This window comes from Amycolatopsis sp. NPDC006125 (genome assembly GCF_040614195.1).
In the GTDB taxonomy this organism is placed as follows: Bacteria; Actinomycetota; Actinomycetes; order Mycobacteriales; family Pseudonocardiaceae; genus Amycolatopsis_E; species Amycolatopsis_E tucumanensis.
Map to the genome: position 1 here is coordinate 39883 of NZ_JBEXTZ010000042.1, position 19517 is coordinate 59399.

Consider the following 19517-nt stretch of genomic DNA (forward strand, 5'->3'; position numbering starts at 1 on the left):
TGCGACCACCCTAGTGGCCGCGGGTGAGCGGTTACTCGCCGCCCTTTTGCACGTAGGCGCGCACGAAGTCCTCGGCGTTCTCCTCGAGCACGTCGTCGATCTCGTCCAGGATCGTGTCGACGTCCTCACCCAGCTTCTCGCGGCGTTCCTGGCCGGCCGGGGCACCACCCTCGACCTCGTCGTCGGAGCCGCCGCCACCGTGCTTCTCGATCTTCTCCTGAGCCATCTCGCCTCCCGGTGAGTCCTGTCCCTAGCCTACCCAGAGACCACGACAATCGGTGGTTTTCCCGCTGCGGTCAGTCGGAACCCGTCAGCGCCTCGACCAGTTCCTCGGCCGTCTCCGACTCGTCCAGCAGCCGGCCGACGTGCGCCTTCGTGCCCCGCAGCGGCTCCAGCGTCGGGATCCTGACCAGGGACTCCTTGCCCACGTCGAAAATCACCGAGTCCCACGACGCGGCCGCGATCGACGTCGCGTACTTCTCCAGCGCCCGCCCGCGGAAGTAGGCGCGCGTGTCCTCCGGCGGGTTCGTGATCGCCGCCTGCACCTCCTCCTCGGTGACCAGCCGCTTCATCGAGCCGCGCGCCACCAGGCGGTTGTACAGGCCCTTCTGCAGCCGCACGTCCGAGTACTGCAGGTCCACCAGGTGCAGCCGCGGCGCGGCCCACCCCAGGTTGTCCCGCTGCCGGTAGCCCTCCAGCAGGCGCAGCTTCGCGGGCCAGTCCAGCCGGTCCGCGCACTCCGCCGGGTCCCGCGCCAGCGCGTCCAGGATCTCGCCCCAGACCCGCAGCACCTCCTTGGACACCGCGTCCCCGCCCGTGCGCTCCAGGTGCGCCGCCGCCAGCTCGTGGTAGGCGAACTGCAGGTCGAGGCCGGTGTACTTGCGGCCGCCCGCCACCCCCACCTTCGTCTTCAGCGTCGGGTCGTGGCTGATCTGGTGCACCGCCCGCACCGGCTCGTCCAGCTTCAGGTCGTCGAACCGCTGACCGGCCTCGATCATGTCCAGCACCAGCGCCGTCGTGCCCAGCTTCAGGTACGTCGAGTACTCGGCCATGTTCGCGTCGCCGATGATGACGTGCAGCCGCCGGTACTTGTCCGCGTCCGCGTGCGGCTCGTCGCGGGTGTTGATGATCCCCCGCTTCAGCGTCGTCTCCAGGCCGACCTCGACCTCGATGTAGTCCGAGCGCTGCGACAGCTGGAAGCCGGCCTCCTCACCCTGCGGGCCGATACCCACCCGGCCGGAACCGGTCACCACCTGCCGGGACACGAAGAACGGCGTCAGCCCGGCGATCACCGAGGTGAACGGCGTCGAACGGGCCATCAGGTAGTTCTCGTGGGTGCCGTAGCTGGCGCCCTTGCCGTCCACGTTGTTCTTGTACAGCTGCAGCACCGGCTGCCCGGGCACGGTGGCCGCCCGCATCGCGGCCTCCTCCATCACCCGCTCGCCCGCCTTGTCCCAGATGACCCCGTCCCGCGGGTTGGTCACCTCGGGCGCCGAGTACTCCGGGTGCGCGTGGTCGACGTAGAGCCGGGCGCCGTTGGTCAGGATGACGTTGGCCGCGCCGAGGTCCTCCACGTCCGGGTCGTGCCCCGGCCCGCCGGGCCCGGCCAGGTCGAAACCACGGGCGTCGCGCAGCGGCGACTCCACCTCGTAGTCCCACCGCGCGCGGCGCGCCCGCGGGATGTCCGCCGCCGCCGCGTAGGCCAGCACGACCTGCGTCGATGTCAGTACCGGGTTGGCCGTCGCGTCGCCCGGCACGGCGATGCCGTACTCGACTTCGGTTCCCATGATCCGCCGCATGTCCCAAGCCTACGGGTCGCGGGCGGCAACGGTGAGTGGGCCACCGGTTGCGACCAGGTAAAGCACCCGGATCTGCCATGCTGGCTCAAGATGGTGAGCAGTGCTGAGGAAATGGTCGCCCACTACGACGCCGCGGGCGCGGTCGTGGGCCGGGTGCGCCGCGCCGACATGCGCGAACAGGGGCTCTGGCACGCCGCGACGCTGGTGCTGGTGCGCTCCGGGGACGGCTCCCGCGTGTATGTGCACCGGCGCTCACCGGACAAGGACGTCTTCCCCGGCCTGTACGACTGCTGGGCGGGCGGCGTGGTCGCGGCGGGCGAAACACCCGCCGAGGGCGCGGAACGGGAGCTGGCCGAGGAACTGGGCGTGCGCGGCGTGCCCCTGCGACCCCTGTTCACGTTCACGTTCGAGCAGCCGCCGGTGCGCTGCCACTACTTCGCCTACGAGGCGCGCTGGGACGGCCCGGTCGTCCACCAGCCGGAGGAAGTCGTGTCCGGCCGGTGGATGCACCTGGACGAGCTGCGGGCCTTCGCGGAGGACCCGGAAAGCCCTTTCGTGCCCGACGGCAGGCACGCGATCCACGAGTGGTTCCGCCGCGGGTAGCGCTTTCCCGCCCGGGCGGTCAGCTCCGCGGCAGCTTCCCGGCGGCCAGCGACGCCAGGCCCTTCACCGCTTCCGCGGCCCGGTTCTGCGTGCTCGCGGTGACCTGCAGGCCGGACAGCACGTGCCCGCCGGCCAGCAGCAGCGTGCAGGTGGTGCCGTCGCACCAGGCGCGCGCGGCCTCCGCGCCGGCCGGGCGGGCGACCGTCAGCGCCGTGCCGTCGCAGTCGACCTGCGCGAGCACCTCGGCCGCGGTGCGGTCGAGGTAGCCGGTGACCTGCTGCGTCAGCGAGGAACCGCTGTTGTAGAGCCAGGTCGAGCCACGCGGGTCCCCGGCGGGCACGGCGTCGAAGCAGGATCCGTTGGCGGCGCGGGCCGCCGCCTCCCGCACGCCCTCGCCGGACAGGTCGCTCTTGGTGAGCACCGCCGCCGCCACGTCCTCGGCGATGTGGTTCACCGGGGTGTTCGCCGCCGCCTGGCCGACCGAGACGCTCGTCGAGACCGACGGCGTCGTCACCGGCGTCGTCGCGTCCGCCGGCTTGTCGTAGTAGGTCTCCAGGTCGTTCGGGCGATCCGCGCACCCGGTGAGCCCGGTCAGCACGACCGCGGCCAGGACCACCATCCCTCCATGACGCACGGTGACGTTCCCTTCAGTATGCGTTGTGGGCGCTGAGATTAGTCGAAGCCTTCACTGCCACTGCAGCGAGGATCGCCGATCCCAGTACCGTTCCGGCGGCTCGGCCAGCGCCCGCAGCGCCGCGAGTTCGCCCCGTGGCAGGTCGACGCCGTTCGCGGCGAGGTTGGCGGCCAGCTGCTGCGGGCTGGACGGGCCGATGAGGACCGTGTCCGCCCACGGCTGGGCCAGCACCGCCGCGATCGCCACCGCGTCGGCGCCGACTGCGTAGCGTTGCGCCAGGCGGGTGATCGCGGGCGGCGGGTTGACCACCAGCCTGCCGTTGGCGAGGGTTTCCTTGACCAGCACCAGGTTCCCGGCCGCGTGCGCCTCCGCGAGCGCCGGGCCGGCCGACGGTTCGAGCAGGTTCCAGGTCGACTGCACGGCCGAGAACACCGGCCGCCCGGCCACTTCCAGCTCGAACGCCCGCCGGATCACCTCCGCCTGCTTCGGCCCGGAAGTGGAGAACCCGACGCGCACGCCGTCGTCGCTGAGCGCCGCCAGTGCCCGCTGCAGCGCCTCGTCGGTGAACAGCGGGCTGTCCACGGTGAGCGAGTGCACCTGGTAGAGGTTGATGGCGTTGCCGAGCAGCGAGCGGCTTTCGGTCCACTGGCGGGAGAACACGCCCGCCGAGTGCTCCTTCACCTCGTGCATCGTGGCGTCCATGCGCCAGCCGCCGACGTAGGTGTAGCCCCACTTGCTGGACACGGTGAGGTCGCCGTGGCCGCGCTCGGCCAGCCACCCGGCCAGGAACTCCTCGGCCCGGCCGTAGGAGCGGGCGACGTCGATCCAGCGCACACCGGCCGCGTACGCCGCGTCGAGCACCGCGAACGTCGCCTCGCGCATCGTCCGCACGTCCCGCCGGACCGGGAGCTCGCTGCTCCGGCCGAGGTTGATGTAGGCGGGCCGCCCGAGGGCCGCCAGGCCGAGTCCGATTCGCAGGGGACTGTCCTTTCCGTGCGGGTTTTTCCGGGGCGTCCGCGGAGCGGGCCACCGGTGGTTTTTCGCCGAAAGCCGCGGCGTATAGGTCGTTATACGCCTGATGCTCGTTGACGGAGGATGTCCAGCCACTGCTCGGAGTTCAGCGCCTGCCGGTGCAGCTTCTCCAGCCGCGCCGCCGGCGCCCGCACGTAGCCCTTGCCGAAGACCGGCGCGATCTGGCGCAGGCTGGCCCCCTCCTCCCGCGCCGCCAGCAGCACCCAGTCCGACGCGTCGGCACAGGCCGCCGACGCACGCCGCAACTCCCCCAGCAGCCGGATCAGCTCCTCCGGCGGGACGGCGTGCGCGCGCACCGCCTGCGCGGTCTCCTCGAGCCAGGCCAGGACGTCGGCTTCGGTGATCGGGGCGCGGATCTCGGCCGCGGGCTCGGTCATGGCGCGCAGTATAGGTCGTTATACGGCCACCGGCGGACGACACGCCGGGCAACCGGAACCGCCGGGAAGCGTCTTCACCACGTGCCCGACAAGATCATCCGCCGGCTCCGCGCCGGCGCGGCCGCGCTCGCCGTGACGGTCCTCCTCGCCCCCGTGCACGGCATGGCGGTGCTAGTGTTCCTGTTCTCGGCGGAGCGGTACGACTCCAGCGGGCAGGGCGGGCCGTTCCGCAGCTGCACGCCGGACTCGCTGTCCTGCGCCGGGCCGAACGTGCCCCTGATGATCGGGTGCGTGCTGGTCGTGGCCGGCGGGGTGCTGCTCGCCTACTGGGCGGGGCGGCGCGCGGCGCGCCCATGACACGGCGGAGGCCGCCGACCCGGACGGATCGGCGGCCTCCCCTGGCCCACCTGCGGTTACAGGTACTGGCCGGTGTTCGTGGCCGTGTCGATGACCCGGCCGGACTCCTGGTTCTTCCCGGTGACCAGCGTGCGGATGTAGACGATCCGCTCGCCCTTCTTGCCCGAGATCCGGGCCCAGTCGTCCGGGTTGGTGGTGTTGGGCAGGTCCTCGTTCTCCGCGAACTCGTCGACGATCGCGTCGAGCAGGTGCTGCACCCGCAGACCGGGCTGCTTGGTCTCCAGCACCGACTTGATCGCCGCCTTCTTCGCCCGGTCCACGATGTTCTGGATCATCGCGCCCGAGTTGAAGTCGCGGAAGTACAGGACCTCCTTGTCACCGTTGGCGTAGGTGACCTCGAGGAACCGGTTCTCGTCCGTCTCCTCGTACATCCGCTCGACGGTGTTCTGGATCATCGCGTCGATCGTGGCCTGCGCGTCCCCGCCGAACTCGGCGAGGTCGTCGGCGTGGATCGGCAGCCCCGGCGTCAGGTACTTGGAGAAGATGTCCTTCGCACCCTCGGCGTCCGGCCGCTCGATCTTGATCTTCACGTCCAGCCGGCCCGGCCGCAGGATCGCCGGGTCGATCATGTCCTCGCGGTTGGAGGCGCCGATGACGATGACGTTCTCCAGCCCCTCGACACCGTCGATCTCGGCCAGCAGCTGCGGCACGATCGTGGTCTCCACGTCCGAGGAGACGCCGCTGCCGCGGGTGCGGAAGATCGACTCCATCTCGTCGAAGAACACGATCACGGGCGTGCCGTCGGAGGCCTTCTCGCGAGCCCGCTGGAAGATCAGGCGGATGCTCCGCTCGGTCTCGCCGACGAACTTGTTGAGCAGCTCCGGGCCCTTGATGTTGAGGAAGTAGGACTTGGCGTCCTTCGAGTCGCCGTCCCCGCGTGCCTCGGCCACCTTCTTGGCCAGCGAGTTGGCGACCGCCTTCGCGATCAGCGTCTTGCCGCAACCGGGCGGGCCGTAGAGCAGGACGCCCTTGGGCGGCCGCAGCTCGTACTCCCGGTAGAGGTCGGCGTGCAGGAACGGGAGTTCCACCGCGTCGCGGATCTGCTCGATCTGCCGCCCGAGACCACCGATGTCCTCGTACCGGACGTCCGGGACCTCTTCCAGCACGAGGTCCTCGACCTCGGCCTTGGGCACGCGCTCGTAGGCGTAGCCCGCCTTCGAGTCCACCAGCAGCGAGTCGCCCGGCTTGAGCGTCTGCGCGGCCAGCGGGTCGGAGAGCCAGACCACCCGCTCCTCGTCGGCGTGGCCGACGACGAGAGCGCGGGCGCTGCCACCCTCCGTGGCCGGCGTCAGGACCTCGCGCAGCGAGCAGACCTCGCCGGTGAGCTCGAAGTCGCCCGCCTCGACGACGGTCAGGGCCTCGTTCAGCCGGAGCGCCTGACCGCGCTGGAGGGAGTCCACCTCCACCGCGGGCGACACGGACACCCGCATCTTGCGGCCTGCCGTGAACACGTCGACGGTGTTGTCCTCGTACGCGGCGACGAACACGCCGTACCCGCTGGGGGGCTGGGCGAGCCGGTCGACCTCTTCGCGCAGCGCGAGGAGCTGTCCCCGCGCCTCGCGGAGGGTCTCCACGAGCTTGTTGTTCCGCTCCGTGAGCTGGGCGACTCGTTCCGACGCCTCGGCGAGGCGCTGTTCCAGCACACGGTTCTGACGGGGTGATTCGGTTAGTTTCCGCCGCAGCAGAGCCACTTCCTCTTCCAGGAAGCGGACCTGCCGCGCCTGCTCGTCCGGCGTCGTTCCAGCTCCACTGATCTCTGAAGGGTCGGCGTCCTCGTGCCGACCTCCGGGAAGGTCGTGTTGCATGTCGGCACCTCCTCGGAGTGCTTTTAACCCACGGTACCGGCGATCACCGACATGAAAAGCCCTATCCGCATCACAGGATCGGCGCGTCGCATCACGAACCCGGACGGAACCGTTACACAGGCGTCCCGGCGGGCGGTCGGCGAACCGCTCGAAAAACTACGGACAGTAGCCACCCGGCCACCAACAGCGGCCATCCGGGCGGTGAGCGATTCACTCATGTCACGACCACCCAACCAAGGCTTTACAGGACATTCACAGGGCGTCTTCCCCTTCTCCTCCTTCTTCAAACCCGGGCGGTTTTCACGTCGCCGCACCGGATCGCGGGCCGCCACGCCGGGCGGCCAAGATCGAGTTGTCCGATATCGGCGCTACGATCGCTCGCGTTACAGCCCCGGTTCGCGTCCGGGGAGAAACCGGATGCCGCTTCGGCGCGTCGAAGGCAGGCAGACACCCGACGTGAACGAGGAGACGGCCGTCCATGACCTACCCGCCGCACGGCCCGGGCCGGCCCGGGCCCCAGGGCCCGCAGGGCCCCTACGGACAGCCGGGCCCGTACGGGCAGCAGCCCGGACACCCGCAGGGCGGACCGCGGCAGCCCGGCTACCCGCAGGGCGCGCCCCAGCCGCCGCAGCAACCGCAGACGCCGCCGCCCGGGTTCGCCGGCACGACGCAGCAGTTCGGCGCTCCGGGCCACGGCGCTCCCGGCTTCGGCGCCGGCGGCTTTGACACTGGGGGCGGCTTCGACGGCCCGGGCGGTGAGCCGCCGAAGAAGAAGACCGGCCTGATCGCCGGCATCGCGGCGGCCGTGGTCGTGGTCGCCGGCGTGGCCGTCACGCTGGTGCTCACGCTCGGCGGCGACGAGGAGAACGGCGGCACCACCACGGCCGCCGCGGGCTCTTCCTCGGCCGCGAGCCCCACCGCGCGCGCGAACTCCTCGACCCCCGCCGCGCCGTCGTCCCGCTCGTCCCGCTCGACCGGTTCCACCGCGGCCGGCGGTGGCGGCACCGGCGGCGCGGACAGCGTCGCGCAGCAGGTCGTGGACGCCATGAACGCCCGCAGCGCCAGCCGGTACGCCGCGCTGACCTGCGGCGGCGCCAGCGACAGCGAGGTGTCCTCGCTGCAGTCCCAGTGGGACGCGGCGACCGAGCTGCAGGCGACCATCTCCGGCCCGGCCGAGATCACCGGCGACACCGCCAAGGTGCCGGTCGCGCTGCGTTACAACGGCGACCAGCAGAATGCGAAGATGCCGCTGAAACGACAGGGGTCGAACTGGTGCGTCGACGAGTCCTGAGCCCACCCATCCGAGAAGGGGTAACCCGATCATGACCTACCCGCCGCAACAGCCCGGGCCCTACGGGCAGCAAGGCCCCTACGGGCAGCAGGGCCAGCCGGGCCCCTACGGGCAGCAGCCGGGCGGCGGCTACCCCCAGCAGCCCGGGCAGCCCCAGGGCGGGCCGCAGCAGCCCGGGTACCCGCAGGGCGGGCAGCCGGGCTACCCGCAGACCCCGCCGCCCGGGTTCCCCGGTGGCACGCAGCAGTTCGGCCAGAACCCCTACGCCGACTCCTACGCCACGCAGCAGTTCCCGGGCGGGCCGGGCGGTGAGCCGCCGAAGAAGAAGACCGGCCTGATCGTCGGCATCGCGATCGCCGCGGTGGTCGTCATCGGCGGCGCGGTCGCCGCGATCCTGCTGCTGACCGGTGGCGACGACGACAACAACTCCGCCGCCCCCAGCACGAGCGCCGCCCCGCCGGCGGCGAGCTCGAGCGAGAAGGCGCCCAGCAGCTCCCGCACGCCGACGTCGAGCTCGACGCCGAAGGGCACCGCCGCGCCGGGCGCGAAGTCCACGCCGGAGGAGACCGCGCAGGCGATCGCCACCGCCTACAGCACCGGGGACAAGGCGACCATCCAGTCGATGGTGTGCGCGAGCCGCCCGCAGTCGGTGCCGGACATCCCGTCGGGCATCACCGTCACCGTGACCGGCAGCCCGGACGTCACCGGCGACACCGCCTACGTCCCGGTGCACGCGGTCGGCCCCGGCGGCACCAACGACTTCGAGCTCGGCCTCGCCAACGAGGGCGGCGTGTGGTGCTACCTGGGCGACCGGACCAACTGACGGACGACCTCAGCCGCGGCTCGGCCTGCGCTGCGGCCGCGGCGGGGTCACCCCGTCGGCCAGCCGGCGCGTGGTGAGCAGGAAGGCGGTGTGCCCGACCATCCGGTGTTCCGGGCGCACCGCCAGGCCCACCACGTGCCAGGGCCGCACGAGGCTCTCCCACGACTCGGGCTCGGTCCAGCCCTGCATCTCCCGCAGCGCCTCGGTGACCCGCGACAGCTGGGTCACCGTCGCCACGTAGACGACCAGCACCCCGCCCGGGACGAGGCTGCGGTGGACGGTGTCGAGCACCTCCCACGGCGCCAGCATGTCCAGGATCACCCGGTCGACCTCGCCGCTGTGGTTCTTCAGGTCGTCGACCTTCAGCGTCCAGTTCGACGGCCGCTCCCGGAAGAACCGCTCCACGTTCTTGACCGCGTGCTCGGCGTGGTCCTCGCGCACCTCGTAGGACAGCACGCTGCCCTCCGGGCCCACCGCGCGCAGCAGGGAGCAGGTCAGCGCGCCGGACCCGGCGCCGGCCTCCAGCACCCGCGCGCCCGGGAAGATGTCGCCCCACATCACGATCTGCGCCGCGTCCTTGGGGTAGATCACCTGCGCGCCGCGCGGCATGGACAGCACGTAGTCCGCCAGCCGCGGCCGCAACGCGAGGTAGGCGGTGCCGCCGACGGACGTGATCACCGAGCCCTCCGGCTTGCCGATCAGCTCGTCGTGCTTCAGCGCGCCGCGGTGGGTGTGGTACTCCTCCCCCTCGGCGAGCACCAGCGTGTAGTTCCGCCCCTTCGGATCGGTCAGACGCACCCTGTCGCCCGGGCGGAACGGCCCGCTCACCTGCACTTGATTGACTCCTCGAAACTCGCGCGATCGCAGCGCTCGATCTTCGCAGACCCGCCGGTCAGCGGACGCGGCGGGCCGACAGCGCCGAGCGCAGGTCCTCCCGGCGCAGCACCCCGGCCGGGCGGCCCTCGTCGTCGACCACGAGGAACTGCCACGCGGCGGTCTCGCGCACCCGCTCGGCGATCTCCTCCCCCGGTTCGGAGGCGAGCAGCACGGTCTCGGCGCGGATCGGCTCCGCGGCGAGCTCCGCCGGGGCCTGCGGCGACGTCTCGGCGAGCCGTTCGGCGGCGCCCTCGTCGAGCAGCCCGGCCGCGACGCCGTCCGCGCGCACCAGCACCACTCCCCTGCCCGCCGCGGCCGCCAGGGCGTCCGACACCGGGCTCTCCGCGGGCAGCTGCAGCACCGGCCGGGTCAGCTCGGTGACCGCGAGCCCCTCCGGCCAGCCGCGGTTGGCGTCGGCGGCCAGCTCCGACGCGGCGCCGGCGGCGACGAACCACGCGGTGACCACGCACACGCCCAGCCGCAGCCAGCGGTCCTCGGTGCCGGAGACCATGCCGAACATCGCCCACACCAGCAGCCCGGCCGCGACGATCCCGCCGCCCACGACGGCCGCGTGCGTGCCGCTGGCGCGGCGCCCGGTGACCGCCCACACGCCGGCGCGGAGCATGCGCCCGCCGTCCAGCGGCAGGCCGGGCAGCAGGTTGAACACGCCGACCGCGAGGTTGGCCACGGCGCACTCGGCGACCAGCAGCCACACCGCCCCGTCCGGCGGGACGGCGAACATCAGCAGGCCGCAGAACGCCGCGAGCAGCACGGACACGACCGGCCCGGCGGCGGCGATCAGCCCCTCCTGCCCCGGCCGCCGCGGGGTGCGGGCCACTTCGGACAGACCGCCGAGCAGGAACAGCCGCAGCCGCCGCACCGGGATCCCCATCCGCAGTGCCACCACGCAGTGCCCCAGCTCGTGGGCCAGCACGGACAGGCCGAGCAGGACGGCGAACGCCGCGGCCAGCGCCCACGACGTGGCCGCGGTCGCGCCGGGCAGGAGCCGGTCGACGAGCGGCTGGTAGAGCACCACCACCACGAGCGAGCCGACCCACCAGGACGGGGCCAGCAGCACCGGCACGTCCTGGACCCGGAACAGCAGCAGGCCGCCGTCGGCGGTGGTCAGCACCCGCCTCGGCTGGTTTCGTCCGTGCTCGCCGGTCGCGGCCATGCCGGACAGGGTAGAGCGTGTGGTGTCAGACGGCCGTGACCCGCCGCGGCGCGCGGCGTCGCGATCTTGTCGGACCCCTCGTTTAGGGTGCGGGGTATGGCTCAGACGGCGACCACGGATCCCCAGCTCGGCGTGCGCCGCCCCGCGCTGTCCCCCTCGCGGGCCAGCGACTTCAAACAGTGCCCGCTGCTCTACCGCTTCCGGGCGGTCGACCGGCTGCCGGAGGTGCCGACGAAGGCGCAGCTGCGCGGCACGCTCGTGCACTCGGTGCTGGAGCGGCTGTTCGCGCTGCCCAAGACCGACCGCGAACCGGACCGCGCCCGCGAGCTGCTCGCGCCCACCTGGAGCGAACTGTCGGCCGACAACCCGGAGTGGGCCGAGCTGTTCGACGGCGAGGACGTGCAGGGCTGGCTGGAGTCGGCCACCAAGCTGCTGGACAGCTACTTCCAGCTGGAGGACCCGCGCCGGTTCGACCCGGAGGCGTGCGAGCTGCACGTCGAGCTGGAGCTGGAGTCCGGTGTCCGGCTGCGCGGCTACGTCGACCGGCTGGACGTCGCGCCCACCGGCGAGATCCGCGTGGTGGACTACAAGACCGGCGCCGCGCCCCGCGAGATCGGCGAGGCCAAGGCGATGTTCCAGATGAAGTTCTACGCCGTGGTGCTGTGGCGCCTGCGTGGCGTGGTGCCGCGCCAGCTGAAGCTCATGTACCTCACCGACGGCCAGTCGCTCGCCTACGCCCCGGACGAGGCCGAGCTGCGCCGCTTCGAGCGCACGCTGGAGGCGATCTGGCAGGCGATCCTCAAGGCGGGCAAGACCGGCGACTTCCGGCCGAGCCCCAGCAGGCTGTGCGACTGGTGCGCGCACCAGTCGCTGTGCCCGTCGTTCGGCGGCACGCCACCGGAGTACCCGGGCTGGCCGGAGCCGGACCCGGGTGTGGAAACCGCACTGGACCGTGCTGACTGACGTGGGCGGATTGAGATGACGGAGAACGCTTTCTACCTGCCGCTGGGCGGCGATCGCTACCAGCCGACGGAGCACACGGCCGGGCCATGGACCCCGGAGGCGCAGCACTTCGGGCCGCCGTCGGCGCTGCTCGCCCGCGCGCTGGAGAACCTGGCCGCCGACCGGCCGGGGCTGCTGGCGCGGGTCACCGTGGAGATCCTCGGCCCGGCGCCGCTGACCGAGCTGTCGCTGCGGTCCTGGGTGGAGCGTCCAGGCCGGTCGGTCGAGCTGCTCGGCGCGGAACTGCACGACGGCACGCGGGCGGTGGCGCGGGCTTCGGCGTGGCGGATCGCCGAGGCCGACACCACGGACGTGGCCACCGAGGAGCCGGCGCCACCGTCCCCCGAGGACTGCCGTCCGGCGTCGTGGCCGGACACCTGGGGCCGCGGCGGCTACCTGGGCGCGATGGAGTGGCGGCTCATCGCGGGGTCACCCGCGGAGCCGGGGCCCGCGTGGGTGTGGGGCAGGCAGCGGGTCGAGCTGGTGGCCGGGGAGAAGCCGACGCCGTTGCAGCGGCTGTTCGCGGTCGCCGACACCGGCAACGGCGCGTCGAACTTCCTGGACCCGGCGAAGTGGTGGTTCATCAACAGCGAGCTGACCGTGCACCTGCGGCGCGCGCCGGTCGGCGAGTGGATCGCGCTGGACGCGCGCACGCTGGTCGGCCCGTCCGGGGTGGGCACGGCCACCAGCACGCTGTCCGACGTACGGGGCCAGGTGGGCCACGGCGCGCAGGCGCTGATGGTGCGGACACGCTGACGGGCGTGACCGTCCCCCGCGAGCCGCACGAGATCCACTACTCTGCGGCCAGAACCGACTGACCTGGGAGCGCTCGAGTGCAGATCACCTCGGTGGTCAACCAGAAGGGCGGCGTCGGCAAGACGGCGCTGAGCGTCGGGGCCGCCGCGGCGCTGGCCGAACGCGGCCGCCGGGTGCTGCTGATCGACCTCGACCCGCAGGGGCACGCGACCACGGAGATGCTGGGCCTGGAGGAGGTGCCCGCGCAGGCGCCGAGCCTGGCCAAGGCGCTCACCAAGATGTGGAAGGGGCCGGTCGAGGAGCTGATCGTGCCGCACCGGCGCAGCAACATCGGCCCCGGCGGCGCGTTCGACGTGATCCCGACCTCGCCCGGCATGTTCGACCTGGTGCGCAGGCTCGACCAGTTCCGGGTGCCGGGCTGGCAGCTGGCGCGGGTCGTGCAGTTCGCCAACTACGACCACGTCATCATCGACTGCCCGCCCGCGCTGGACGTGCTGACGAACAACGCGCTCGCGGCGACGCACGGCATCCTGGTTCCGGTGCAGCCGGACCGCACCAGCATCCGGGCGCTGCGCCTGCTCAACGACCAGCTGTACTACGTGCAGACCGCGCTCAACCGCCCGCCCATCCCCTATTTCGGGGTGGTGCCGGGCCTGTACCGGCGGCCGATGTCGGGGTACGCGGTGGCGGCGCTGGAGGAGCTCAAGCAGTTCGGGTACCCGCTGCTGGCGCACGTGCCGCTCGGGGTGGTGATGAACGAGGCCGCCGCGCACGGCATGCCGGTCACGACGTTCGCGCCGGAGACCACCCAGGCGTTCGCCTTCCGCGAAATCGCGGCGGTGCTGGACGGGCACCTGGCGCGGCAGCAGCCGTCGGCCCCGATCCCCGCCGAGGACGACTTCGTGTTCGAGGACTTCATCACCCAGGTCGCGCAGACCCGCAACGAGAACGACAACGGCGCGCGGAAGAAGCTGTACGACCTGATGCCCAAGCGCCCCCGCGACTAGTGGAGCCGCGGTCGATCGCACGCCCCGCCGGGTCGTTCCAGCAACCGCTTTCCGCGGACGAGATCACCGCGATGGCCGAGCGCGCGTTCGGGGCGCCTCCGGTGTCCGCGGTGGAACTCGGCGGTGGTCTGTACAACACCACCTACCGGGTGGAGCTGCCGTCCCGGGAGACGGTGGTCCTGCGGGTGGCGCCGGAACCCGCGCGGCAGTTCCGCGTCGAGCGGGAGCTGATGCGCAACGAGCACGCGAGCCTGCCGTTCTTCGCGCCGATCGCGCGGATGATGCCCCGGACGTTGTTCGCGGACTGGACGCGGGACATCGCCGGGCGGGACTACGTGTTCCAGACGTTCCTCCCCGGGATCCCGGCGCCGCTGGGGCTGCGGGCGTACCCGCGTCCACAGTGGACCGCCTTCTACCGCGGCCTCGGCACGCTGGCACGCATCGTGCACGAGGTGCGCGGCCCCGCCTTCGGCCCGGTCGCCGGCCCGGCGTTCGGCACGTGGAGCGAGGCGGTGCTGGCGTACTTCGCGGACACCGCCGCGGACCTCACCGACGCCGGTCTCGACGCCTCGGACGTGCTGGCCGTCGCCCGGCTGGTCGAGCAACGCCGGGCGGTGCTCGACGAGATCACCGAACCCCGGCTGCTGCACGGCGACCTGTGGACCGCCAACGTGCTCCTCTCCCCCGGCGCGCCGGAGCCGGTGATCGACGGCGTGCTGGACCACGACCGGGCGTCCTGGGGCGATCCCGCCGCCGACTGGAGCCTGTACGCCGCGTCGCGGCCCGATCCCGTCCGGGACGCGTTCTGGGCGGGTTACGGGCGGCCGGCGGACACTCCGCAGGCCCGCTGGCGGGCGCTGGTCTACCGGGCCCGGCACCTGGGCGCGGTGCGGCTGGAACGCCACCGGCTCGGCAACACCGACGGCGTCGTGGCAAGCTACTCCGAACTCGGGGCGGTCCTGGCCGCGCTGGCCGCCCAACCGGCGCGCTAAACGGCGCGCCGTATAGGTCGTTATACACTGCGCGTGGCGCAGCGGTGGGCCCGCTCCTCCAGATACCGCTGCTCCGGCACGCTCAAGGTGCCCCGCGCGGCGCGGCGGTACGCCTCCGCCGCCGCGGGGAGATCACCGGTCCGCTCCAGCAGGTGCGCGCGCACCGCGTCCACGCGGTGGTGCCCGGCGAGCGCCGGGTCCTCCGCCGCCACCGCCAGCTCCCGCAGCCCGGCCTCCGGACCGTCCACTTCGGCCACCGCCACCACCCGGTTCAACGTCACCATCGGCCCGGGCGCCACCGCCGCCAGCAGCTCGTACAGTCCGGCGATCTCCCGCCAGTCGGTGTCCTCCGCCCGCGCGGCCTGCCCGTGCACAGCGGCGATCGCGGCCTGCAGCTGGTACGGGCCCACCGGCGCGGTCGTCAGCGCCCGCGTCACCAGCGCGGTGCCCTCGTCGATCATCGCCCGGTCCCACCGCGACCGGTCCTGCTCGGCGAGCGGTACCAGCGCACCACCGGGACCGGTGCGGGCGGCGCGGCGCGCGTCGGTCAGCAGCATCAGCGCGAGCAGGCCCGTCACCTCCCCCTCGCCGGGCAGCCGGGCGTGCAGCTGCCGCGCCAGGCGGATCGCCTCTGCGGTCAGGTCCACGCGCTGCAACGACTCCCCCGAACTCGCGGTGTGCCCCTCGGTGAAGACCAGGTACAGCACGTTGAGCACGGCGGCGAGGCGCTGTCCGTACTCGTCCGGCGCCGGCGGCCGGAACCGGGCGCCGGCGGCCTTGATCCGCTGCTTCGCGCGGCTGATGCGTTGCGCGATCGTGGATTCCGGCACCAGGTAGGCCCGCGCGATCTCGGCCGTGGTGAGCCCGCCGACCGCCCGCAGCGCCAGCGCCACCTGCGACGCCGGGGTCAGCGACGGGTGGCAGCACAGCATGAGCAGGGTGAGCGTGTCGTCCACCGCGGGCACCGGCGCCGGGTCCGGTGGCGTCATCAGCGCGACGTTCTCCTCGCGGCGGCGGCGCGCGGCCTCCGACCGCCACAGCTCGATCCGCCGCCGGGACGCGGTGGTGATCAGCCAGCCCTTCGGGTTGTCCGGCATCCCCTGGGCCGGCCACTGCGTCGCGGCCGCGAGCAGCGCCTCCTGCACGGCGTCCTCGCACAGGTCGAAGTCGCCGTAGCGGCGCACCAGCGCGGCGAGCACCTGCGGCGCCAGCTCGCGCAGCACCTCGGTCACGGCAGGAAGACGCTTAGGTCCTGCGTGGGGCGCACCTCGACCAGGCCGAGCCCCGCCTCCGGGATCCGCGCCGCCCACTCCACGGCCCGCTCCAGGCTCGCGCAGTCCAGCACGTAGAACCCGGCCAGCTGCTCCTTGACCTCGGCGAACGGCCCGTCCCCCGCGACGACCTGCCCCTCGGCGACCAGGACCCGCTTGCCGGTCTCCGGCGGCGCCAGCGACGCCGAGGTCACCACCTCCCCCGCCTCCTCCAGGTCGCGGTCGAGAGCCTCGTACGCCTTGAGCCCCTTCCGCTTCTCGTCGTCGGCCAGGCTTTCCCAGACCGCCTGCGACGCCGCGTTGCGGTAGATCAGCACCAGGAACTTCATCTGCCCTCCCGGACTCCTCACCCGGGATGTCGAGACCGGGCCCGCGGTCTCGACGTCACCGGTGGAAGCACACACCCTAGCCGGGAGGACGACGATGACCAGCACGAACGAAATCCACGCGGTGATCGAGGAGCAGGCGGCCGCCATCCGGGCCGGCGACGCGGACGCGGTCGTCGCCCGCTACGCGCCGGAGATCGTCGCGTTCACCCTCGCCCCGCCGCTGGCCCACGCCGCGGCCGAGATGCGCGACCCGGACAACCTGCGCGGCTGGTTCGCCGGGTTCGACGGCCCGGTCGACTACGAGGTCCGCGACCTGCGCGCCACCGTCAGCGGCGATCTGGCCTTCGCGCACAGCCTCAACCGCATGTCCGCGGTCCCCGCCGGCCACGACGAGCCGTTCACCCTGTGGTTCCGGTCGACGGTCTGCCTGCGCCGCGACGACGGCCGCTGGCTGATCGCGCACCAGCACCAGTCCACACCGTTCCACATGGACGGCACCTTCGCCGCCGCCCTGGACCTGGAGCCCTAGAGGAACTCGCCGACCAGCCAGGACACCAGGGACAGCGATCCCATCGACACCAGGGTGGACACCAGCACGCAGTCCCGCACGAACCGGCTGTCCAGGGCGTACTGGCTGGTCGCGATGAAGATGTTCTGCGCGGTGGGCAGCCCCGCGCACACCGTCACGATCATCAGCGCCGGGTGCGGCACGCCGAGCAGCAGGCCGACGCCGAGGGTGATCGCGGGCTGAGCGAACAGCTTCAGTCCGATCACCGTAGCCATCTCGGCGCGCCGGGCCCCCATCGGCTCCCGCGGGCCGCCGGAGGTCAGCGACATGCCCAGCACCAGCAGCGCGGTGCCCACCCCGGCGGAGGCGAGCAGGTGCAGCGGCTGCGCCACCAGGTGCGGCAGGTGCAGCCCGCTCGCCCGGAACAGCACCCCGGCCAGCGACGCGGCGATCACCGGGGTGCGCACCGGCAGCATCAGCAGCGTCCGCCACCGCGAGCGGCCCGGCTCCCGCGCGTCGGTCTCCAGCAGCGCCAGCAGCGACGGCATCAGCACCAGCGTCTGCAGCAGGATCACCACGATGATGAACGCGGAGTCGCCGAACAGCTGCAGCAGCACCGGGATGCCCAGGTTGCCGGCGTTGGCGTAGCAGGAGGCCATCCCGCTGACCGCCCACTCCGACAGCTTGCGCCGGAAGACCCACTTGCCCAGCGCGAACCCGATCGCGCCCACCACGACGGTGCCGATCAGGAACGCGAGCACGCCCGGGTTCAGCAGGGCGGTCAGCGGCGTGTCCTGCATGGTGGTGAACAGCACCGCGGGCATCGCGACGACGAAGACGTACTTCGTCAGCGCCGCCTCGGCCCCATCGCCGAGCACGCGGAACCGGCCGAGCAGGTACCCCAGTCCGGTCAGTGCCCAGATCGGCGCGAACGCCGGCAGGACACCGCCGGTCAAAGCCGGCAGGAGCGGATGTCGGAGGCGAGCACCGCCTTCGCACCCACCTCGGCCAGCTCGTCCATGATCTGGTTGACCTTCTTGCGGGGCACCATCGCCCGCACCGCGACCCAGTCCGGGTCGGCCAGCGGCGCGACGGTCGGCGACTCCAGGCCGGGGGTGATGGCGACCGCCTTGTCCAGCAGCGTCCGCGGGCAGTCGTAGTCGAGCATCATGTACTGCTGCGCGAACACCACGCCCTGCAGCCGGGCGGTCAGCTGCGCCTTCGCCTTCTGCGCGTCGCTGCCGGCGCGCTGGACCAGCACCGCCTCGGACACGCAGATCGGGTCGCCGAACGCGACCAGGTTGTGCTGCCGCAGGGTGCGGCCGGAGCCGACCACGTCGGCGATCGCGTCGGCGACACCGAGCTGGATCGAGATCTCCACCGCGCCGTCGAGCCGGATCACCTCGGCCTCCACGCCCTGCCGGGCGAGGTCGTCGCGCACCAGCTTCGGGTAGGAGGTGGCCAGCCGCTTGCCCTGCAGGTCGGCCGGCTTCCAGTCCTGCCCGGCCGGGGCCGCGTAGCGGAAGGTGGAGCCGCCGAAGCCCAGCGCCAGCACCTCCTCGACCGGGGCGCCGGAGTCCAGCGCCAGGTCGCGGCCGGTGATGCCGAGGTCCAGCTCGCCAGAGCCGACGTAGATCGGGATGTCCTTGGGGCGCAGGAAGAAGAACTCGACCTCGTTGTTCGGGTCGAGCACGGTCAGGTCGCGCTGCTCATGCCGCTGGCGGTAACCGGCCTCGCCGAGCATCTCCGACGCCGGCCCGGCCAGCGCTCCCTTGTTCGGCACCGCAACCCGCAGCATGCCCTCACTCCTCGTTCGTTCTCGGCCCCGCTACAGGTAGCGGTACACGTCCTCGGTGGTCAGCCCGCGCCCGAGCATCAGCACCTGAACCCGGTACAGCAGCTGGGAGATCTCCTCGGCCAGCCGGTCGTCGGACTCGTGCTCGGCGGCGATCCAGACCTCACCGGCCTCCTCGAGCACCTTCTTGCCCTGGGCGTGCACGCCGGCGTCCAGCGCCTGCACGGTGCCCGATCCCTCGGGTCGGTTGCGGGCCCGCTCGGTGAGCTCGGCGAACAGCTCGTCGAAGGTCTTCACGGTCTGTAGATCCTTCCATCCGGCCCGCCCCGGGGGCGATCCGGGCCGCCGCTGCTGACGGCGACGTCACACCAGTGCGCGCAGCGTGTCCGCGTCCACCCCGGTCAGCGAGGTGCGGAACACCCGGCGGGGGCCGGCCTCGACGGACACGTCATTGGGCACGACCAGCACGACGCAGCCCGCGGCGGCGGCCGACGCGGCGCCCGGCGGGGAGTCCTCGACGGCCACGCAGCGTGCCGGGTCCGCGCCGAGCAGCCGCGCCGCGCGCAGGTAGGGCTCCGGGTGCGGCTTGTTGAGCCCGTCCACCTCGTCGCCGCAGACGGTGATGTCGAAGAACTCCCGTCCGATGGTGTCCAGCGCCAGCTCGGTCAGCGACCGCTCGGTGGAGGTGACCAGCGCCGAGGGCACCCCGGCGCGGCGCACCGCGGTCAGCGCTTCGCGGGCGCCGGGCCGCCACGGCAGCTCGTCGGCGAACAGGTTCGCCGTCCGGTCGCGGATCCACGCGCCGGTCTCCGTGACCGCCGCGGCGGTCGGCTCGTGGCCGGTCACCGTCAGCAGGAAGCCCGCGGTGGCGTCCATGTTGGACCCGACGAGCGTGAGCCGCTGCTCGGTGGACAGCGTCCCGCCCAGCCACTCCGCGCACTCGTAGAGCGCGACGTCCCACAGCTTCTCCGAGTCGACGAGCGTGCCGTCCATGTCCCAGAGCACGGCAGCAAGGCCGTCCGTCAA

Annotated in this window: 23 protein-coding genes; 9 read left to right on the top strand and 14 right to left on the bottom strand. The window is 72.5% G+C overall.

The window, feature by feature from the left end; translation table 11 throughout:
* Window positions 1-31: 31 nt before the first annotated feature.
* Both ABZ193_RS22090 and dop read right to left on the bottom strand, forming a co-directional pair.
* Window positions 32-226 (bottom strand): ubiquitin-like protein Pup, encoded by a 195-nt coding sequence (locus ABZ193_RS22090; RefSeq protein WP_017982463.1) that lies wholly within the window; start codon window positions 224-226, stop codon window positions 32-34.
* 70 nt (window positions 227-296) lie between these two features.
* A complete protein-coding gene (gene dop / locus ABZ193_RS22095; protein WP_020422790.1) occupies window positions 297-1799 on the bottom strand; it encodes a depupylase/deamidase Dop in 1503 nt (500 codons plus the stop codon).
* A gap of 93 nt (window positions 1800-1892) precedes the next feature.
* Between dop and ABZ193_RS22100 the strand changes: the two genes are divergently transcribed.
* Complete coding sequence (locus tag ABZ193_RS22100; protein WP_354711304.1) at window positions 1893-2402, top strand: NUDIX domain-containing protein; 510 nt, start codon at window positions 1893-1895, stop codon at window positions 2400-2402.
* A gap of 19 nt (window positions 2403-2421) precedes the next feature.
* On the opposite strand, the gene ABZ193_RS22105 is transcribed toward ABZ193_RS22100, so the two are convergent.
* The 3 genes from ABZ193_RS22105 to ABZ193_RS22115 all read right to left on the bottom strand — a co-directional run bounded on the left by ABZ193_RS22105 (window position 2422) and on the right by ABZ193_RS22115 (window position 4445).
* Window positions 2422-3021 (bottom strand): hypothetical protein, encoded by a 600-nt coding sequence (locus tag ABZ193_RS22105; protein WP_354711292.1) that lies wholly within the window; start codon window positions 3019-3021, stop codon window positions 2422-2424.
* Between the two features lie 66 nt (window positions 3022-3087).
* Entirely contained in the window at window positions 3088-4014 is a 927-nt protein-coding gene (locus ABZ193_RS22110) for an aldo/keto reductase (protein WP_027936580.1), read from the bottom strand.
* Window positions 4015-4103: 89 nt separating this feature from the next.
* On the bottom strand, window positions 4104-4445 hold the full coding sequence (locus ABZ193_RS22115) for a hypothetical protein (protein WP_237334945.1): 342 nt from the start codon (window positions 4443-4445) through the stop codon (window positions 4104-4106).
* A gap of 81 nt (window positions 4446-4526) precedes the next feature.
* Between ABZ193_RS22115 and ABZ193_RS22120 the strand changes: the two genes are divergently transcribed.
* Complete coding sequence (locus ABZ193_RS22120) at window positions 4527-4802, top strand: hypothetical protein (RefSeq protein WP_354711293.1); 276 nt, start codon at window positions 4527-4529, stop codon at window positions 4800-4802.
* Between the two features lie 56 nt (window positions 4803-4858).
* On the opposite strand, the gene arc is transcribed toward ABZ193_RS22120, so the two are convergent.
* Window positions 4859-6667: a proteasome ATPase gene (gene arc / locus ABZ193_RS22125; RefSeq protein WP_026153131.1), complete on the bottom strand. Its 1809-nt coding sequence runs from the start codon at window positions 6665-6667 to the stop codon at window positions 4859-4861.
* Between the two features lie 478 nt (window positions 6668-7145).
* On the opposite strand from arc, the gene ABZ193_RS22130 reads away from it, so the two are divergent.
* Together ABZ193_RS22130 and ABZ193_RS22135 are read left to right on the top strand one after the other, a co-directional pair.
* A complete protein-coding gene (locus tag ABZ193_RS22130; protein ID WP_020422784.1) occupies window positions 7146-7958 on the top strand; it encodes a hypothetical protein in 813 nt (270 codons plus the stop codon).
* Between the two features lie 31 nt (window positions 7959-7989).
* Window positions 7990-8781, top strand: a complete 792-nt coding sequence (locus tag ABZ193_RS22135) for a hypothetical protein (protein ID WP_020422783.1) — start codon at window positions 7990-7992, stop codon at window positions 8779-8781.
* A gap of 9 nt (window positions 8782-8790) precedes the next feature.
* On the opposite strand, the gene ABZ193_RS22140 is transcribed toward ABZ193_RS22135, so the two are convergent.
* Window positions 8791-9615, bottom strand: coding sequence for a tRNA (adenine-N1)-methyltransferase (locus ABZ193_RS22140; RefSeq protein ID WP_020422782.1), 825 nt, complete (start codon window positions 9613-9615; stop codon window positions 8791-8793).
* Window positions 9616-9673: 58 nt separating this feature from the next.
* Window positions 9674-10831, bottom strand: coding sequence for a site-2 protease family protein (locus ABZ193_RS22145; RefSeq protein ID WP_354711294.1), 1158 nt, complete (start codon window positions 10829-10831; stop codon window positions 9674-9676).
* 96 nt (window positions 10832-10927) lie between these two features.
* Here ABZ193_RS22145 and ABZ193_RS22150 point away from each other — a divergent pair, with 96 nt between their 5' ends.
* The 4 genes from ABZ193_RS22150 to ABZ193_RS22165 all read left to right on the top strand — a co-directional run bounded on the left by ABZ193_RS22150 (window position 10928) and on the right by ABZ193_RS22165 (window position 14588).
* Window positions 10928-11794, top strand: coding sequence for a RecB family exonuclease (locus ABZ193_RS22150; RefSeq protein WP_017982475.1), 867 nt, complete (start codon window positions 10928-10930; stop codon window positions 11792-11794).
* A 15-nt stretch (window positions 11795-11809) separates the two neighbouring features.
* The gene (locus ABZ193_RS22155) at window positions 11810-12589 is read left to right on the top strand and encodes a thioesterase family protein (RefSeq protein WP_237334951.1); all 780 of its coding nucleotides are present in this window, start codon (window positions 11810-11812) and stop codon (window positions 12587-12589) included.
* 77 nt (window positions 12590-12666) lie between these two features.
* Window positions 12667-13596 (top strand): ParA family protein, encoded by a 930-nt coding sequence (locus tag ABZ193_RS22160; RefSeq protein ID WP_237334952.1) that lies wholly within the window; start codon window positions 12667-12669, stop codon window positions 13594-13596.
* 71 nt (window positions 13597-13667) lie between these two features.
* Entirely contained in the window at window positions 13668-14588 is a 921-nt protein-coding gene (locus ABZ193_RS22165) for an aminoglycoside phosphotransferase family protein (protein WP_354711295.1), read from the top strand.
* 20 nt (window positions 14589-14608) lie between these two features.
* On the opposite strand, the gene ABZ193_RS22170 is transcribed toward ABZ193_RS22165, so the two are convergent.
* Together ABZ193_RS22170 and ABZ193_RS22175 are read right to left on the bottom strand one after the other, a co-directional pair.
* Entirely contained in the window at window positions 14609-15820 is a 1212-nt protein-coding gene (locus ABZ193_RS22170; RefSeq protein WP_354711296.1) for a DUF6596 domain-containing protein, read from the bottom strand.
* Window positions 15817-16188, bottom strand: a complete 372-nt coding sequence (locus ABZ193_RS22175) for a YciI family protein (protein ID WP_354711297.1) — start codon at window positions 16186-16188, stop codon at window positions 15817-15819. The genes ABZ193_RS22170 and ABZ193_RS22175 overlap by 4 nt, the downstream gene beginning before the upstream one ends.
* A gap of 94 nt (window positions 16189-16282) precedes the next feature.
* On the opposite strand from ABZ193_RS22175, the gene ABZ193_RS22180 reads away from it, so the two are divergent.
* A complete protein-coding gene (locus ABZ193_RS22180) occupies window positions 16283-16717 on the top strand; it encodes a nuclear transport factor 2 family protein (protein ID WP_020422775.1) in 435 nt (144 codons plus the stop codon).
* Here the strand turns inward: ABZ193_RS22180 and ABZ193_RS22185 are convergent.
* From ABZ193_RS22185 to ABZ193_RS22200, 4 genes are all read right to left on the bottom strand, one after another.
* Complete coding sequence (locus ABZ193_RS22185) at window positions 16714-17652, bottom strand: AEC family transporter (RefSeq protein ID WP_354711298.1); 939 nt, start codon at window positions 17650-17652, stop codon at window positions 16714-16716. The genes ABZ193_RS22180 and ABZ193_RS22185 overlap by 4 nt on opposite strands.
* Window positions 17649-18494 (bottom strand): ATP phosphoribosyltransferase, encoded by an 846-nt coding sequence (hisG, locus tag ABZ193_RS22190; protein ID WP_020422773.1) that lies wholly within the window; start codon window positions 18492-18494, stop codon window positions 17649-17651. The genes ABZ193_RS22185 and hisG overlap by 4 nt, the downstream gene beginning before the upstream one ends.
* A 30-nt stretch (window positions 18495-18524) precedes the next feature.
* Window positions 18525-18788: a phosphoribosyl-ATP diphosphatase gene (locus tag ABZ193_RS22195; protein ID WP_020422772.1), complete on the bottom strand. Its 264-nt coding sequence runs from the start codon at window positions 18786-18788 to the stop codon at window positions 18525-18527.
* Between the two features lie 66 nt (window positions 18789-18854).
* Window positions 18855-19517: an HAD family phosphatase gene (locus ABZ193_RS22200; protein ID WP_354711299.1), complete on the bottom strand. Its 663-nt coding sequence runs from the start codon at window positions 19515-19517 to the stop codon at window positions 18855-18857.